Genomic DNA, 13,308 nt, shown 5'->3' on the forward strand with positions numbered 1-13,308 from the left:
TCACATTCTATTGATAAAAAGCAGCAAAAAACCCATAAATAGCGATATGGGTTTGGCACTGTGAGTTATAGGTTTAGATTTATGCAGGCTTAAGGTTCAATAACATGGGGATTTCGCAGGCATCGTGTCCCGTGTTACCCAGTGGCGCCGAAAGGTGGATAAAACCTAATTTTTCATAGAGTTTTATCGCTTCATTTAGCACGGCAGTGGTTTCTAAATAACAACGTTGGTAACCCGCTTCACGGGCAAAATCCAGTGCCATCAGTGCGACACGTTTAGCGAGTCCCTTACCGCGGATTTCTGGCATAAAGTACATCTTTTGCAGTTCACACACGCCGTCGTTATTTGCCAGAGGGGCAATACCTGCGCCGCCAAGGACGCGTCCCTCCACTTCTATCACCCAATAATTGGCACCCGTTTGTGAGTAAATTTGGCTGAGACAGTCTAGTGTCGGATCCGCCACGCTATAACCTTTATCTGCGGTTAAGCCGTATTCGGCCGAGACGGCGCGGATCACTTGGGCAATGGCGGCATCATCTTGGGCTCTGGCTTGGCGGATAAGGCAGCCACTTTGATGTTTGGCATTATTGATCGCTTGGTTATATAACATAAGTGCTTGCTCTATTTGCTGGGTTTGTGCCTGAGTGAGTTGGGCTAGGATCTCTTGAAATAGCTGATTTTGCTGGGTATCTAACTTAGCTAATAATTTTTTTCCGGCGGGCGTGAGCTGTACAACCAAACAGCGGTTATCCCTAGGATGAATTTGACTCTGGGCAAGCTTTTTTTCGACCAAGTGGCTAATCGCTCGGCTGGCATTGGATTTATCTATGCTGAGTTTATAGGCGAGTTCTTTAATCGTCAGCGGTTGACGGCCAATTTCAAACAGAGCATGGGCTTGCACTGGTGATAGGGGTAAATCACCACAGGCGGAATTTAACACACCTAAATGTCTTACCATTGAACGGGATAGCTGCCTAAGTTGGCTTGAAGAGCAAGCTGTTTGTGTCATCATTTCGGGTAAATCTGTTGTCAGTAGCGCCATAGTGAAACCAGAGTGTACACATAGTGTGTGTTTGGCTTGAATGGACTTGGTTGTAAGTCACAACTAATTTAGTGGGCTTTAATTGTGTTTGCAACATGTGATTAACAAAAATTATCGGTAAATATCGGGATTTAATAGTGGCGCCATGGCAAGAATAATCGCCTGAGTGTAATTACTTTCACGGGTCGCATGGCCGTGGGTGAGCAAACCTATAGCACCGCCTTTTTGCTTGATATTGACGGTATTGAACAACCTATCCATCACATGCCCGAGTTCTTCCCCCGCTTCTAATGCACGATAAACCTGCATTGGCAGAGGCAAAATTGCGCTGCGACCAATGGCCAGTTGCTCTTTATGGCCTATGGCAATATAGGCGAAAGTGGCGGGACCAAAATCGAAGCAATCGACGCCACCCTCCATCGCAAAATAGTAGTCTGCCTCCCTATTTTGTTCACGGTCGTATTGTTGGCAGTAATGCACGCGGTTGATGGCACCTTGTCGTGTGTCGAGATCTGTCATAGGTTGGGCGGCGACATTGGAGGGGGCATCCATACCGCTGGCGGCTATTGTGCTATCGGGGAACAGCTGTGCCATCGCTTTGGCTGCAGCATTGATTTTGACAGGGTTTTTAGAGCCCACAACAATCTTGATAATATTTTGTTGCATATAAGTTGTTTATTTCCGGTTTTAATGTAGACGCTCGTTTGAATCATTGTTTAAATGGTCTGAGGTGTCTCGTCTCTGGGTTTTCTATTTTGCCATATTCATCGCCTTGGCTCAGTAAAAAAGCGAATGCATGGGGAGCAAGTAGCCATAGCCGGGCATCAGGAAGCGACATATGATTATTGCTCCTTCAGTAAATTGGGTGGGATGGGCAGTAAGGCTATATGTTATTGAAGGGACCAAACCAAGAGATAATAATAATGAAATTCAACAAACTCGTGATCGCTATGGGGATCGCCTGCGGGGTCATACTCGCAGGTTGTAATAATAGCGAAGATAGCTCTGCCCCGACTGAACCTGAAAATAAACTGCAAACATTTGCTCCCAATGGCCTGCTTAAAGCCAACATTCGCCGAACCACCTATGGTGTGCCACACATTCAAGCCGATAACTTAGAAAGTTTAGGGTTTGGTAGTGGCTATGCGCAGGCGCAGGATAACCTGTGTGTCTTGGCCGATGGTTTTATTAAGGCCAACTCACAACGCTCTCTGTACTTTGGTCCCCACGCATCGATTGATTTCACGACTGGGCAACCCACCGCCGAGGATAATGGTAACTTAATCTCTGACTTTGCCTATAAGGCATTGAAGATCAGGGAGCAAGCCGAGGCTAAGTGGCCACAGTTTAGTGAAAACTCCCGGGCGTTGATCCAAGGTTTTGCCGCTGGCTATAACCAATACCTGAGCGATGTTGAAGCGGGTAAGCAAACGGCAGAACCTTTCTGTAACGGTCAGCCTTGGGTGAAACCCATTGTGCCAGAGGATGTTGTTACCTATCTGTTTTCTATTGCTTTATTACCCGGTGCGGCTAACTTCCTCGATTTAATTTTCTACGCTAACCCTGGGGATGCGCAGGAATATATGCCGCGTATCGTCGGACCTGCTCCAAGCCAAGAGCAAACTGCCTTTGTCACGGATATGCAGTCTAAATTACTGGCTCGCGCCGCTCGTATTAGCACGCCGGATACCAATCCCCGTGATCTTGGTTCAAACGGTTGGGGTTTAGGTAAGGATAAGACCGAAAACGGTAAAGGCATGGTGCTGGGTAACCCTCATTTTCCGCATACGGGTAACCTGCGTTTTTGGCAGTCCCATATCACCATCCCTGGACATTTAGATATGATGGGTGGCTCACTTGTGGGGATGCCAGGACCGATTAATATAGGTTTTAACAAAGACTTAGCTTGGACACATACCTTCTCAACCGCCGAACATTTTGTGATGTATAACCTAGAGCTAGTCTCGGGCGATCGCATGCAGTATCTGTTCGATGGTCAGCCAATGCCAATCACCAAAGAAACGGTATCCGTTCTGGTTAACGCTGGCCCTGCGGGGATCTTAGTGGCAGAGAAGGATATTTATACCACGGCTAAAGGCCCTATGGTGGAAGCGCCGCCATCCCTCGCGCCTTTTGGTTGGGATGATGGCAGTGCCTTTATGCTCCAAGATGCCAATATGGGGACTATGGATCCTGTGGATCATTGGTTAGCCATGAATATGGCGACGAATAAAACCGAGTTCCAACAGGCATTTAAGGACTATGACGGGGTTATTTTCAATAACACTATGTACGCCGATAAAGAGGGTAATGCCTTTTATATCGACGACTCAACCGTGCCTGGGCTATCGGAATCGGCGGTCGTAGTGTTGAAGACTTCACCCGAGATTAAGGCGGCTAAGGCGCAGGCTGGATTTACCATTCTTCCTGGCAATAATTCGCTATTTAGCTTTAATGGTCCCACACCCTACGAGCGAGCGCCAAAACTTGAACGGGCTGACTTTGTGCAAAACTCCAATGATTCCTTCTGGTCGACTAACCTGAATGAACCATTGACTTACTTCTCACCCATGTATGGCCCTGAGGCTGGTCAGTTATCACTGCGTACCCGTATGGGCTTAACCTTAATGCAGGATGCTGCGGGCTCCGATGGCAAGTTCAGTCTGGAAGAGTTGGAAGCCGCGGTATTATCAAACCGTAGCTATTTGGCAGAACTGGTATTACCGGAGCTTATCGCCCAGTGTGATGCACAGGGTAGTACGCCTGTGGTGGTGTCGGCGGGTTTATCTAAGGATATCACCTCAGCTTGTGCGGCATTAAAGGCGTGGAATGGTAAGCAAGATAACGACAGCAAAGGCGGCGCCTTGCTGCGTGAGTTTGCCCATCAATTTAGCCAAGCGACTATGCTGACCCAAGGGTTCGATGCTGCCAATGCTGCGACTACACCTAAAACCTTGACGACAGATGGCAGCGCGTTAGTCGCCTTAGCCCACGGCGCACTGAATTTGGAGGCCGCAGGCTTTGCCTTAGATGCGCCCCTAGGTGAAGTGCAGTTTGTGGAAAAATCCCTGCCTAATGGCACACCAAGTGGTGCTCGTTTACCTTGGCCGGGAAGTCATAATGCCGAAGGTGGGTTCAATGTGTTTTCCACCAGCTTATCCGGCGATGACACTCTGATCCCGCAGCATAAATATGCCCCAATGATGGATGTGGTGACAGGTAAGACGATGAACTCTGGTTTGACGGCTAAGGGGTATCAGATCCGCTATGGTTCGAGTTGGATGATGGCGGTGAGTTTTACCGATGATGGTCCAGTGGCGAGGGGGATTTTAACTTATTCCGAGTCGAGCAATATTCTGACGCCAGAGTTTACCGATCAAAGCCTCTTATATTCAGATGCGAAGAGCTTCCGTCCTCTGTTATTTAAGGAGGCCGACATAGCGCCAGCCGTAGTGTCAACGACCGAGTTAAGTCTACAAAAACCTTAGTCGACGATTCAGCATAGCCAGACAAAGGGCCCATGAAAAATGGGCCTTTTTTATGGGGATTTTGGCGTCCTGCAATGTAGCAAATTGTGAAAATTTAACAATTGTTCGGGTGATCTCCTTCAATATTTTGTTGGCATTTGCGGATGAGTGACCGATTTTTAAGTTTTTGCGATCTCAATCCGTTTCGGCGTTTTTATCGACGGATATGGATGTCACAACCTAGGGTCCATAGTGAATTTATTGTTTTTCTTGGTGCTTTTATGTGATCTATTTGATGTCGTTTTGAAAATTTATTACGTGTAATCATAGATCTAGATCCCAATACTGGCTTAACTTGAAATTCTCTTACTTAAAATGGTGTCAGATCAACTTTTAGGGGCGCTTTTTGGTTATCCTTACCGCGAATTTTTTATGCCAGTCACACCGTAAGGTAACTTTTATATGCAAAAAGATGCGACCAGTGTTCTTGGAACACCCCAAAGTACGCAGGAACAGGACACAACAAGAGGTTTATCTTGGACACGCCAAGACACCACTTGGATGCTGAGTTTATTTGGTACCGCAGTCGGTGCTGGTATTTTGTTTTTACCTATCAATGCGGGTATGGGCGGTTTTTGGCCGCTAGTGCTCATGGCTGCGATCATAGGTCCTATGACCTATTTAGCCCACCGCGGCCTTTCACGGTTTGTGTGCTCATCGAGCATTCCTGGCAGTGATATTACTCAAGTGGTGGAAGAACATTTTGGTATTGGCGCGGGTAAAGCCATTACCTTGCTGTATTTCTTCGCCATTTATCCCATAGTGTTAATCTATGGCGTGGGTATAACCAATACGGTTGATAGCTTTATTGTGAATCAATTGGGTATGGCCTCACCTCCGCGTTTTCTGCTCTCTGGCGTGTTGATCCTCGGGATGATGGCGGTCATGGTCGCTGGCGAGAAGTTTATGCTCAAAGTGACCCAGCTACTGGTATATCCGCTGGTGGGGATTTTGGCATTTATGTCGATTTATTTAATCCCAGAATGGAAAATGGATGCGCTGCAGGTCGTGCCAGAGGCCGGGGCTTTTTTAGGCACCGTATGGTTGACCATTCCTGTGCTGGTATTTGCCTTTAATCATTCTCCTGCCATTTCACAGTTTTCGGTCTCCTTAAAACGTGATCATGGGGCGAATGCGGCCCGTAAGGCCGATGTGATTTTACGCAATACCTCCATGATGTTAGTCGGCTTTGTGATGTTATTTGTGTTCTCCTGTGTGTTGTCCCTATCACCGGAGCAACTCGCCGATGCAAAAGCACAAAACCTGCCGATTCTGTCCTACCTAGCAAACGTACATAACAGTGGTTTTGTGAGCTATTTTGGCCCGCTGATTGCTTTTATTGCGATTGTTTCTTCTTTCTTTGGGCATTATATGGGCGCGACCGAAGGGATGAAGGGCATTATTGTTAAACAGCTACGCTCTAGCAATAAAACGATCCCAGAGCGAAAAATTAACAAGTTTATTCTGGTATTTATGTTTGCGACTATCTGGGCTGTTGCCATTATAAACCCCAGTATTCTCGGGATGATCGAGGCGTTAGGTGGACCAATTATTGCGGCGATTCTGTACTTAATGCCTATGTATGCAGTGTATAAAGTGCCAGCCTTAAAGGCTTACCGTGGCCGGATCAGCAATATTTTTGTAGTGATAGCGGGTCTGTTGGCTATGACGGCGATTCTGTTTGGTTTCTTCCGTTAGTTTAGGTTTTTAGCCGTAAAAAAACAGGATTTAGCCATAGGCTCGATCCTGTTTTTTTATAGACAATGTGTTGAATAACTTATTTTTCTTCGTACATCAGGTAGTAGCTTTGCTTCATCCCCAGCGCTTGATAAGTTTGCTGCGCACTCAGATTTTCCTGCTCGACATATAAACGGAAACTTGCGGCACCGCCATTGATTTCGGCTAAATGTTTAACTTCACTATAAAGTTTGCCATAAATGCCTTGGCGACGATTTTGCGGGCGAATATACACGCTCTGGATCCAGTAATAATCCTTGGCGCGCCAGTCACTCCATTCGAATGTCACCATGAGCGAGCCCACAATCTCTTCAGCGATTTGTGCCACAAGATAAAAGCCTTTTTCTGGATGGTTGAGTAAGGTGCTCACCCCCTGAGTAAGCGTCGTTTCATCTAAGGCCAAGCCTTCGGTTTCTTGGGCCATCGCCTGATTAAATTGTACTAAGGCGGTAAGATCCTGTGCTTTAGCTTTACGGATCAACATATAAAATCTCCTCGGCGGTTATTCGATAATACCGCTCTTGTTGGGTAAGAAATTGGGGCGGCTCACTTTAGCATGGAACCCACTGGGATAACGAGTAGGCTAGGGATTTGCCTGTGATTGCACCTTTTAATGGTGAAACTTTGTACGACTAAAGTCTAATCTGCTAGGCTTGTATTAGGTTTTTCTACCTTTAATTTTGTGAGCCGATTATGGGATTCGTTAAGTCTAGTCGCCGCTTTAAACCCCGATTTTTGCACGTCTACGATGTCAAAAAAGATAAGCAGATTAACCATGGATTGCATTTTATTCTAACCTTACTGACGTTTGGATTGTGGGGTCTAGTTTGGTGGTGGCTCATACTCAAATCACAGGGAGGATCCGAGTCACTCTTTAGCGGCTTTGATGATGATTATTGGAGCTATTTAATCGAGCGTGAGCAACCTCCGGCCGCGCTTTACCGCCAACAAATTGCCCCGCCAGTGAATACGGGATATTTTGAGGCTTAGGTGCTTTGTTTCTACACCTTGGTGTATTTTGCAGCGGTTGGCATCAACGTGATGCAGATCATCCTTAGATTTTTATCCCTTATGCTAGACTCGGCGGTTAGCTAATTTAGAGGCTTAAATTAGTGCCGCCAAGGATAGGGCACGCCATATCATCATTTAAAATTCAAGGTTAAAAACATGTCAAAACAGAGGTCATCAGCGTTAGGCCGAGCTTGGTCTTTTTGGATGTCAGTGCCGTTATGGCTACAAATTTTTGTCGGTATGGTGTTGGGCATTAGCGTTGGTGTGGTGCTCGGTGAACAGGCGACTTACTTAAAACCGATAGGCACGCTCTTCGTCAATACCATTAAGATGCTGATTGTGCCCTTGGTATTTTGCTCGTTAATTGTGGGCGTGACCTCTATGGAAGACACCGCCAAGATGGGGCGGATTGGCTTCAAATCCTTTGCATTTTATCTCTGTACCACTGCGATTGCGATCAGCTTAGGTTTAGTGGTGGGCTATGTTATTCAGCCCGGTGCTGGCGTCCCGTTATTACAGCATGATGCGGTGCAGACGGTGAAGGAAGCCCCTTCGGTGATGCAAACCCTTATTGACATAGTGCCAACCAATCCCGTTGCCGCGTTGGCAAGCGGCCAAATTTTACAGGTGATTGTATTTGCAGTGGCTTTGGGCATAGCTTTGGTTCTGATTGGCGACCATGGCAAACCTGCTGTCAAAGTGTTTGAGAGCTTAGCCGAGGCCATGTACAAGCTTACCGATATGGTGATGAAACTCGCCCCCTACGGCGTATTTGGCCTAATGGCATGGGTCGCGGGGGAATATGGCATTGAGATGTTATGGCCGCTGATTAAGGTGATTATTGCGGTGTATCTAGGCTGTATTATTCATGTTTTAGGCTTTTACAGTATTGTGTTACGTGTATTTGCTAAGCTGAACCCTTTGCAGTTCTTCAAGGGCATTAGTAATGCTATGGCGGTGGCTTTCACTACCTCAAGTTCGGCGGGTACGTTGCCCGCCAGTATGAAGTGTGCCAGCGAGTATCTCGGGGTTAATAAAAAGATTTCGAGCTTTGTGTTGCCCCTTGGCACCACGATCAATATGGATGGGACGGCTTTATACCAAGGGGTGACAGCGTTGTTTGTGGCGCAGGCCTTCGGTATCGATTTAACTTGGGTGGATTATCTGACCATTATTTTAACCGCGACGTTGGCTTCCATCGGGACGGCGGGTGTCCCTGGTGCCGGTTTAGTCATGCTGACCTTAGTGCTTTCAACCGTGGGTTTGCCCTTAGAAGGGGTGGCGCTCATTGCGGGTATTGACCGTATTCTGGATATGGCACGGACAGTCGTTAACGTATCGGGCGATCTCGTGGCAACGACTGTGATTGCCAAGTCTGAAGATGAACTCGATGTCGAGCATTACAATGCCGATATGGCACAAAGCGCTGTGTTCGCCGAGCAAAATGCGGCAATCGAACATGCGGCGGCGAAGAATGCCAAAGCCTAAGTTATGATATTGGATCTAAAAAAACCGCCATTGGCGGTTTTTTTAGATTTAGGCTTATTTGATTTGGCTTAACACCATCACAGGTTTGTCGTCGTTACTCAATAGGGTGAGGCGACCCTGCAGCAGTTTTGCTTTGGCGACGAGTGGCATGGCTTGCATCACTTTGTGCTCTTGTTGCATTAGGGCATCGACACAGGCTTTCATTGTGCTCCCAGCGGGCATAAGCTTAAGTTCTTGCCCCTGCTGAGTGTATTGGCCGAAAAAGTTATTACAACTGTTGTTGCCATGGAGTTTACCTTCGGCGTCGAAGGTAATTTGTGCTGGGCTGTAATCGATAGTGGGCTGACCTTGAACCGCCTCAATATACCAACTGCCCTGTAGTGGGATAGTGTCGTTTTTGACTGTATCTGCGCTCTGACAGGCAGTTAATCCCAATGCGAATGCACCTAAAATGAATGTTTGCTTTAACATTGTCTCAGTTCCTTGTTCCATGTCTATGTTCATAGTGTACAAGTTTAGCCCGAGATCTAAAGAGGTTTATATGGTAGACCCAATTAAAAGTATTATGAATTTGTTGAAGTTTTTACATTGGTTAGGCGTATTGATGTTAGTTTGCGGGATTGGGATCTATCTGTTGACCCAATGGAGTCAAGAGATCAGCGGCATGTTATTAATCTCAACGTTGATTGGTTTAGGGCTTGTACTGATGTCGCCCTATCCAGTGGTGTTGTTTGTTCAATGGGCAAAACGTCAGGATGCAGAGTCCAACGAATAATAACACTGAGGCACAGTTTACAGCTCGGCCGAGTCTGCCGCGGGATTATCATAAAGCTTGGCATTAATCCCTTGTTCCTGATTACTAACCTTTGGCACTGGCTCTGGGGACATGGATTTTAATTTACAGCGGGCATCCTCCATCATAGGTGCGAGTTTGGCGCTCGATTCTGGGGTAAAAAAACTATAACTGCTATCGAGTTTAAGTGCATGGTTTTGTTGTTCTAACTGCTTTTCGACGCGCTTCATAATATGCAGAACATCCCGCTCATTATCCACAAATACCAACACAACAAACTGAGTGGCAGTGTAATGTGCGGCAATATCGGCGGTGCGTATCGTATCTTGGATCAAGTTACCGAGTAATCTATGGTGTTTTTCTTCAAGGGGCTTTTCTGTGTTTTTAGGACATTGTAATTCAAAGAAAATAATCCCCGCATGGGCGCCAAAGCGTCGGCCCAAGTTGAGCTGCCTTGGTGCCATCATCACGAAACCATAATGATTGAGCATGCCGGTTTCTTGATCGCGCATGGAAAGGGATTCGATGCGATGGTACTGACACAAGAGGGAGAGATCCTGTTGCAACAAGATCTGAAATGGCTCCAACATAGCGGCATTGCCTAGGGGATCTGTCATGTGTGGGTTGAGTACGCATAACGCCCCAAACTGGCTGCCATCGGGCCAAGTGATGGGGCGTGAGAGAATAGACTGTATGCCATCAAAATCCCGCGGTAATTCATCGAGCATAAACCGCGATAGATTTTGATAATCTCCCTCTGGCTTACTATAAACACACTGTTTAAAGAGGGGAAAGTCTAGCGGATAGAGGGTGCCAGAAGTGAAGAGCGGGGTTTCACTTATGGAGCTGACGATAATCTCAAAACCTGAGTTAATCGATTGGAGCACAAACACGCTGGTGGCGTTATAGAAGCTTTTGATCAATTCGCATTGGTGCATCCAACGTCCAAAATTGACTTGTTGATGGTCACTGTCGAGCAGGCTCACATTTGGATTGATAGTATCGGGCAGCATAAAGTCGCCTAGCAGTCGCTAAATATGCATTAAGTTTGGGAAACAAAAGGATAATTAGCAAACCTATAGGATAAAAAAACATCATTTTTTGTGCATCTATTATTAGGATGCGATCCGCTTACTGTATACTGGCGCGCCGCCAGCCAGATAGCTCACTATCTTGAGTAAATAGAATGACAGTAAATATTCGACCAGCAACAGTTCAAGACGTTGATTTATTAGTGCTATTAGAGAAAACGTTTCTTAATGACGAACTGTCTCCTTCAGCTATGGGGCTCGAAGGACAGGCATTTAACCGCACGGAATTGACCGAATTAATCACTAAGCATTGGATTGTCGTGGCCGAAGATAAAGGGCGGATTATGGGGTATGTGATTGCTGGCCGTTGGGGATTTTTCGAGGCTTGGCCCATTTACCGTACCTTGCTGAATCGTTTACCCCAACTCGATTGGCATGGGCCTAAATTAACTAAGGCAAACTCTTGCCAATACGGACCTATTTGGGTGCAACAAACCTACCGTGGACAAGGGGTTTTCGAGGCGTTAGTCAGTGAAATTTGCCGCCAAGTAGCTCCCCATTTTAGCTATATGCTGACCTTTATTGCCGAAGATAATGAGCGCTCCTTTGCCGCCCATTCAGGTAAGGCCAAGATGCAAGTTTTGGACTTTTTCACTGTCTCTGCCAGAGACTATTATTTAATGGTGGCAGAAACACTGCGGTAATCGCTTAGATTACCTTGGAGGTAAATGCGTGAGTATACAATTTGTTGAGTCCTTATTGGCGGCCTACACCGGGGTCACTCTATCGGCTTGGGATAATCTGAGACTGGTCCTATCTGAGTGCGCTCACCATGGCTGTGAGGCGAAGGGATTCGAAGTTGAGTTTGTCTCGGGCTCAGGGCAAACACTGCATTATGGGGTACAAGTTGGCAATATTTGGCTCGATTGCGGCAGAACCAATGCCTATTCGGCGGCGGTAACACGGCTAACCGAGGAACAAGCAAGCCGAGTCAACACTATGAAGCCACTGGAGTGCGCCATTTTATCCCAGGAGCAGCTGGGTCTACTTTGCATGCAAAACGCCCATTTTGACCATTGCTAATGTCAATATAAGGCTACTGATTACGAGGCTCTTCAATCTACTTATGACGACAGTTGCTTAGGACCAGAAATGCTCGGGGATAGTTAATTGTTGCTGTGGCGTCTCAGTGATAAGTGCATTTGTGGCATAAGCTGAAAATGGAATCGTTAAACCGTCACCGAAAACAATCGATGTGATTGGTAAATATACCGCTAGATTTTGTGTTGTGGTTAAGTGTGAACTTAATGCGAGTGAACCTGAAAATTGGACTTGTACTACAGCTAGTTGACGCATACTCAACAGTATTTTTTGACAATCTGCTGAGGACGAAAACGCATTAAAGCTGATACTGTGTGCGGTGATGTTGACCCCTTTGACTATCTGTTGTGCAAACAGTTGTAATCCATAATTCGCCATTTTAGTTGCTGCTTGGGGTGGTGGAGGTTTAATCCCTGCTGCAATCGCAATGTGTAATTCATCCTCTGGGGATAATATTTGCCTAATTTCGTCACGGTATGATGCAAAGGTTGCAGCCGAAAGACTGGGAATTGAAAGCTCAAAGTGGAGTTCAATTGAACCTTGGCTGCCAGCAGTCAGTTGCGCATATACCTGATTATACCCTTGATAGACTGTACCACTTAGCATTGAAGCCGTGTTTGGTGGTGTTATTAACTGTTTTTCATCAGTTTTTAAACGTTTTTCACCCGATGATGCGAGAATCAAATGATTGCGCTGAATCAGATCTTGGGGGAGTGTGACAATATACATGTGAGTTATTTTCTCAAAATACGCCCCAGACATCGAGCTGGGGCGATGATATGGCTATCTATGCTGCTGGTAGCTACAAGGTAATAGTACTGTTGTTATCTTTACTCGGTAATGCATTACCGTTTTGATCTTGCGCACCAGTATCGCTAGCTGGGTCGCCCGCTGACATCATGTTGTAAGTATTACCAGAACTGTCCTCAATTTGCATAATTAACACATAGCCTGACGCATCTACCTGCACATTAGGATATTGGCCCGAAACATAAAGGCTAACATTGGCTGCACCATCGACTTCCTGCGAGTTTGAAACTTCTTTGAAGACTTCGTGAATTTCTTCTTTATGGGTTTCCGCATTGGCCGAAATACCTAACCAGCTCCAGAACGCGCTTACACCTCCACCGATGTGGTATTCCTTTTTCATCATGTCGTAGGTTTTTGAGTTATCTAAACTACGAATTTTGAATTTCATTGTACCATCTAGTTTGGCCCAAGCTCCGGCACCTGAGACCGAGACTCCCAAACCTGATTGGGTACCGCGCTTAGTCGAAACTTTCCAAGAGGAAACCCCCGTGCTGTTTCTTTCTGGGGCAGCAAAAGCAATTTGATTATGTGGGGCGATAAAATTCAAACTAGTCATTTTGAATATCCTTATTCGAACAGTAACTGGCTATGCCAGCATAGAGTGACATGTTTGTTTTACTTATACCTAGGGAAAATAGAGCTGAGGTTGTTCTCGACTTCCCTGTCAAAGTAAAACCCGTAGTGACTGCAAAGAGATATCTCGCAGTGCCCATAAGCGTAGTTGACTGTGTTTCAAAATCAAATGTCTTTTGTCGATGTTAATTGCAG

The 13,308-nt window shown here is 46.2% G+C and carries 14 protein-coding genes; 7 read left to right on the forward strand and 7 right to left on the reverse strand.

Going from position 1 to position 13,308, the window contains the following annotated elements:
• Nucleotides 1–79 precede the first annotated feature (79 nt).
• Complete coding sequence (locus SOHN41_RS19710) at nt 80–1,042, reverse strand: bifunctional helix-turn-helix transcriptional regulator/GNAT family N-acetyltransferase (protein ID WP_007644997.1); 963 nt, start codon at nt 1,040–1,042, stop codon at nt 80–82.
• A gap of 111 nt (nt 1,043–1,153) precedes the next feature.
• Entirely contained in the window at nt 1,154–1,708 is a 555-nt protein-coding gene (gene yjjX, locus SOHN41_RS02060) for an inosine/xanthosine triphosphatase (protein ID WP_007644999.1), read from the reverse strand.
• Between the two features lie 257 nt (nt 1,709–1,965).
• Here yjjX and SOHN41_RS02065 point away from each other — a divergent pair, with 257 nt between their 5' ends.
• Both SOHN41_RS02065 and SOHN41_RS02070 read left to right on the forward strand, forming a co-directional pair.
• The gene (locus tag SOHN41_RS02065; RefSeq protein ID WP_007645001.1) at nt 1,966–4,530 is read left to right on the forward strand and encodes an acylase; all 2,565 of its coding nucleotides are present in this window, start codon (nt 1,966–1,968) and stop codon (nt 4,528–4,530) included.
• A gap of 441 nt (nt 4,531–4,971) precedes the next feature.
• Entirely contained in the window at nt 4,972–6,267 is a 1,296-nt protein-coding gene (locus SOHN41_RS02070; protein WP_007645005.1) for a serine/threonine transporter, read from the forward strand.
• Nucleotides 6,268–6,346: 79 nt separating this feature from the next.
• Here the strand turns inward: SOHN41_RS02070 and SOHN41_RS02075 are convergent, their stop codons facing one another.
• On the reverse strand, nt 6,347–6,790 hold the full coding sequence (locus tag SOHN41_RS02075) for a GNAT family N-acetyltransferase (protein ID WP_007645010.1): 444 nt from the start codon (nt 6,788–6,790) through the stop codon (nt 6,347–6,349).
• Nucleotides 6,791–6,999: 209 nt separating this feature from the next.
• Between SOHN41_RS02075 and SOHN41_RS02080 the strand changes: the two genes are divergently transcribed.
• Both SOHN41_RS02080 and SOHN41_RS02085 read left to right on the forward strand, forming a co-directional pair.
• Nucleotides 7,000–7,296, forward strand: a complete 297-nt coding sequence (locus tag SOHN41_RS02080; protein WP_007645012.1) for a hypothetical protein — start codon at nt 7,000–7,002, stop codon at nt 7,294–7,296.
• Nucleotides 7,297–7,473: 177 nt separating this feature from the next.
• Entirely contained in the window at nt 7,474–8,805 is a 1,332-nt protein-coding gene (locus SOHN41_RS02085) for a dicarboxylate/amino acid:cation symporter (protein WP_037457858.1), read from the forward strand.
• A gap of 54 nt (nt 8,806–8,859) precedes the next feature.
• Here SOHN41_RS02085 and SOHN41_RS02090 read toward each other — a convergent pair whose 3' ends face one another.
• Complete coding sequence (locus SOHN41_RS02090; protein WP_007645016.1) at nt 8,860–9,276, reverse strand: META domain-containing protein; 417 nt, start codon at nt 9,274–9,276, stop codon at nt 8,860–8,862.
• A gap of 70 nt (nt 9,277–9,346) precedes the next feature.
• Here SOHN41_RS02090 and SOHN41_RS02095 point away from each other — a divergent pair, with 70 nt between their 5' ends.
• Nucleotides 9,347–9,580 carry a hypothetical protein gene (locus SOHN41_RS02095; protein ID WP_007645018.1) on the forward strand — a complete coding sequence of 78 codons (234 nt, stop codon included), beginning with the start codon at nt 9,347–9,349 and terminating at the stop codon, nt 9,578–9,580.
• A gap of 17 nt (nt 9,581–9,597) precedes the next feature.
• Here SOHN41_RS02095 and SOHN41_RS02100 read toward each other — a convergent pair whose 3' ends face one another.
• The gene (locus SOHN41_RS02100; protein ID WP_007645020.1) at nt 9,598–10,611 is read right to left on the reverse strand and encodes a GGDEF domain-containing protein; all 1,014 of its coding nucleotides are present in this window, start codon (nt 10,609–10,611) and stop codon (nt 9,598–9,600) included.
• 173 nt (nt 10,612–10,784) lie between these two features.
• Between SOHN41_RS02100 and SOHN41_RS02105 the strand changes: the two genes are divergently transcribed.
• Entirely contained in the window at nt 10,785–11,333 is a 549-nt protein-coding gene (locus tag SOHN41_RS02105; protein ID WP_007645022.1) for a GNAT family N-acetyltransferase, read from the forward strand.
• 28 nt (nt 11,334–11,361) lie between these two features.
• The gene (locus tag SOHN41_RS02110; protein WP_007645024.1) at nt 11,362–11,712 is read left to right on the forward strand and encodes a hypothetical protein; all 351 of its coding nucleotides are present in this window, start codon (nt 11,362–11,364) and stop codon (nt 11,710–11,712) included.
• Nucleotides 11,713–11,769: 57 nt separating this feature from the next.
• Here the strand turns inward: SOHN41_RS02110 and SOHN41_RS02115 are convergent, their stop codons facing one another.
• Nucleotides 11,770–12,459 carry a hypothetical protein gene (locus tag SOHN41_RS02115; protein ID WP_007645026.1) on the reverse strand — a complete coding sequence of 230 codons (690 nt, stop codon included), beginning with the start codon at nt 12,457–12,459 and terminating at the stop codon, nt 11,770–11,772.
• Between the two features lie 73 nt (nt 12,460–12,532).
• Complete coding sequence (locus SOHN41_RS02120) at nt 12,533–13,096, reverse strand: hypothetical protein (protein ID WP_007645029.1); 564 nt, start codon at nt 13,094–13,096, stop codon at nt 12,533–12,535.
• Nucleotides 13,097–13,308: the final 212 nt, after the last annotated feature.

Origin of the sequence: Shewanella sp. HN-41, assembly GCF_000217915.1 — a bacterium.
Classification (GTDB): Bacteria; Pseudomonadota; Gammaproteobacteria; order Enterobacterales; family Shewanellaceae; genus Shewanella.